Annotated in this window: 2 protein-coding genes; one reads left to right on the top strand and one right to left on the bottom strand. The window is 43.2% G+C overall.

Going from position 1 to position 3,973, the window contains the following annotated elements; all coding sequences use genetic code 11:
* The first annotated feature begins 286 nt into the window (after positions 1 to 286).
* Entirely contained in the window at positions 287 to 1,570 is a 1,284-nt protein-coding gene (locus PX481_RS21250; RefSeq protein ID WP_288095846.1) for a TldD/PmbA family protein, read from the top strand.
* 358 nt (positions 1,571 to 1,928) lie between these two features.
* Here the strand turns inward: PX481_RS21250 and PX481_RS21255 are convergent, their stop codons facing one another.
* Complete coding sequence (locus tag PX481_RS21255) at positions 1,929 to 3,611, bottom strand: hypothetical protein (RefSeq protein WP_288095848.1); 1,683 nt, start codon at positions 3,609 to 3,611, stop codon at positions 1,929 to 1,931.
* Between the last annotated feature and the right edge of the window lie 362 nt (positions 3,612 to 3,973).

Raw genomic sequence — 3,973 nt, forward strand, 5'->3', positions numbered from 1 at the left:
GGGTTCCCAGAAGTCCTCGAAATCTTCTTCTATCAGTGCCGGAGAGGTGGCAGTTTCGTCGCTTTTGGCAATCGTCATTTTTTCGGCCTCTCTAGGTGGGAGTATCCATATTTTTGACTCTCGATCGATTCTATGATAACTTCATTGCCAACTTGATCATCTTTGCTCAAAAATATTGATGAATAAGCAAAAATTTTTTAACTCGCCGCAGTCTTATTAGCAGCGTTTGCGCCGAAGTGCCGAAGCTTGAGATAATCAGATAGCTATCATCTCAAAAACTATCACCATGACGATCGATCCGCAACAACTCATCGAACTAGCTCTCACATCGGGAGCGGTGGCAGCCGAAGTTTATCAATCTTCCTCCCTTTCCCATCCCGTTTTTTTTGAGGCTAATCGTCTCAAACAGCTAGAAAGTTCCGAATCCGTGGGAACTGCCTTAAGATTATGGCGCGAGGGTTGTCCAGGGTTAGCGGTGGGTTATGGTGATGTGGAACCGGAAATTTTAGTAGAAACAGCGTTAAATTTATCCTATCTCAATGCCCCGGAAGAAATCGAATTTTCGGCACCACGACAGGCAATCTATGACCCGATTGGGCAAGATGTGGCGGTAGAATCTTTAATCGAGATGGGTAATCAAATGATTGGCCATATTCGCCAAGTTTATCCTGAGGTTATTTGTAGTGGTGAATGGGAATGTGAACGGGAAATCACCCGTTTGGTTAATTCCCAGGGTTTATATTGTCAATATACCGATACAGCTTTGAGTTATTATCTGGGGATTGAATGGGTACGGGGGGAGGATTTTCTGGCGGTTTATGATGGGGAATATACTCGCAGTACACCTCATCCCGAAACGGTAATTAAACAGTTATTGCAGCGACTACAATGGGCAGCCAATAATGTGGATAGTCCCACGGGAAAATTACCAATTTTATTGACTGCTAATGCAGTTACCCTGTTATGGGGTACGGTGGCGATGGCTTTAAATGGTAAACAGATCTTAGAAAAGTCTTCGCCCTGGAGTGATAAAATCGGTCAATTGGTGATGTCAGAAAAGTTGACTTTATCCCAACAACCAGACCGAGAACCCTATAGTTGTCCCTTTGATGATGAGGGAACTCCTACCAAATTTTTATCTTTAATTGAGGGAGGTAGAGTTAAAGAATTCTATAGCGATCGTACCACAGCCAGACTATTAAAAACTACTCCGACGGGGAACGGTTTTCGTCCTAGTTTAGGGGTTTATCCCATGCCGGATTTGGTTAATTTAATCGTGGCACCGGGAGAGGGAACTTTAGAGGATTTAATCTCGCAAATAGATGAGGGCCTAGTTATCGACCAAATTTTAGGTCATGGGGCCGATATTTCTGGCGATTTTTCTGTCAATATCGATCTGGGTTATCGCATAGAAAAGGGCAAAATCACCGGACGCGTTAAAGATACAATGGTGACGGGAAATGTTTATACGGCTTTGCAGAATTTAATCGCTCTGGGGGCCGATAACCAATGGAATGGCTCCTGTTATACTCCCTCGCTAATCGTTGATAGTTTATCGGTGGTGGGGTAAAAATGTGGCGTTGTCAAATTGAAAGATGCTCCTAATCAGCACCGGAACTGAAATCACTAGGTGTAGGGCTAATTCATGAATTAGCCCTACAATAGGCGTTGTCAAATTGAAAGATGCTCCTAATCAGCACCGGAACTGAAATTAACTCCCCCTACTTTTTGGGGTTAATTCTTTGGAGCTTTATTTGACCTGAAAAGAGGGGGTTTGCAGGCAGGCACGGATTCCCATTCTATAAGAAATTATCTGTCAAGTCGTGGGGTTTTGTCAAGCTTTTTGGGAAAAAAAATTTAACCGACACTCAAGGGGAGAAAATTGTCAGCAGAGATATTATTTAATTCCCCCTGTGAGTCGGTATTTTCTAGCTTGGCATTAACGCTTTAGTTGCCGAGGCACCAAGGCGATTTAATTGCCGATTAATTTGCCATCCGACGAGGGTTAAACCCAACCACTGACTGAAGATTGCCAAAGCGAAAGAGGGAAATGTAGCGTATTTAGTAGCGGCAATGGGAAGAAAAGTAAAAAACCATAAAAGCGGAGATTGACTGGGATTAACTCTCAAGACAGCAAAACAGAGGAAGGGGAAAATAATCAAAATGCCGATGCTAGTGGCTGCCAGCAAAGCGCGTTTATTTGTGCTGGCTAACATCAATAATTGGGCGATAGCGGCATAGACTAAAATCATGTTCATTGCCAAGAGAAACCCGGCTGCAGTGGCTAGTTTATATTGATCGAGAGGGGCGATAAAAATAGCGGGAAGAATGAATAAAATGGCAATGGCGACGTTAATAGCCATGGCTAGGGTAGAAGGACTTTTTTCGCCAAAGATTAAAGCTTTTCCCAGACTAATGCCCGTTTTTCCTTGCAAATGACGATAGCGAGTCCAATCTTGGAGAGTTTGACGGGGGGGAGTGAGGGCAAAAAGGATTAACAAGCCAAAAATTGCCACAAAAACGCTAAGAATCGCAAAATTATCGAAAATATAGCTCGGTTGCAGAGTTTGGAAGACAAAACCTAGGCTAATAGCGCTAAAACAGCCCATCATCCAGTAACTTTGGGGTTTACTAACAAGAGTAGCGAGGGGATTATGGAAGCGACGCTGGAGAACTCGGGTTAAACCGTAGGTACAGAGGGCAAAATTGAGCAAAATTAAGCTAATACCCACTATAACCGATTGCCAGAGAGATTGACCGTACCAACGCAGATCAAAGATTTGTGAGATTCCTAGATAGCGTACCGCATCGGGGGGGAGAAAAGTAGATTTAACTAGATAGGGGAGGACAAAACTAGGATTAAAGAGAATTAACCAATCAAAGGGGGTACGGGAACCACCATAGCCCGATAAAGTAAACATAGTGCTATAAAACACAAAGATTAAGACTGTAGCGCTGCCTAACCAGGGTTGAAATCCCCCTAACCATGGCGTGGCTAAAGCGAAACTAAGGGCGGCATGATAGAAAAAGGCACAACTAGCGATCAGAACCGCGTAGAAGGCTAAAATTAATGACAAGGGAATACCTGCTAATAAACCCGCCCCCAAGTGAAAGGGTAAAGCGAGAAGACAGACGAGATAGAGGAGAATGGGAACCCCGAAAATTTTGCCGATAAAAATTGTTCTGGCGGGTTGGGGACTCAGACGGATAAAATTAAGTGTACCCCGGCGTTCTTCCCCGGAAAGATCGGCGATTAATTGATAGGTTCCCACCACTAAAAGAGCGAAAATGCCGGTAATGCTCAGAAAAGTGAAGATATCTAACCACCATAACCGGGAGATAATCATCCATTCACCATTTAAGTCTTGGATGCAGTATTTAATCCCACTATAGTGATAATAATCGTTGTTATTGGGGGGATTAGCGGTACAGTAACGACTAAATCCCGCCGCTACTGGCAAGAGATTTTGATAGTATAAATAAACTAATAATTGACCAACTAGGGAGATGACTGAGGCGATCGAGATATTTTTCGGGGTTAATCTTCCTTGCCATTCTCGCATAATTTGCGGGTTGGTTTCCGTAAGGCGATCGATTATTGTCGCTATCATATTTTTGTCCTCTCTACAGCCGTTATCAGGAGCTAATCCTAGATTAACCCGGCAACTTCTCGATCGGTTCGGGGAGGAAGAAATCCATCGAGATGCAGCTAAGTAGCTGGTTATAATTAAATTAAAAAGGGATTTTAGGTTCGATCCCCCCTGCCCCCCTTGATAAGCTGTCCTTTAGTCACATCTTTCTTAACATTTCAAACCTTTGTAGCACAAGGCTTTCAAGACTCGGTTAACAATTTCTAATATTCCTTGTTGACACCCTTACTGACAAAGAAAAAACTGAAATCAAGTCAGGATAAGGGTTGGAGTGCTTACTGCAAAAATTGTTAAGAAAGATCCCTATAAGGGATAGCTTGATA

It is taken from the genome of Microcystis sp. M53603_WE2 (genome assembly GCF_030065435.1).

Coding starts and splice junctions, on each gene's coding strand:
- PX481_RS21255 (WP_288095848.1), bottom strand. CDS start 3,611: ATGATAGCGACAATAATCGATCGCCTTACGGAAACCAACCCGCAAATT.
- PX481_RS21250 (WP_288095846.1), top strand. CDS start 287: ATGACGATCGATCCGCAACAACTCATCGAACTAGCTCTCACATCGGGA.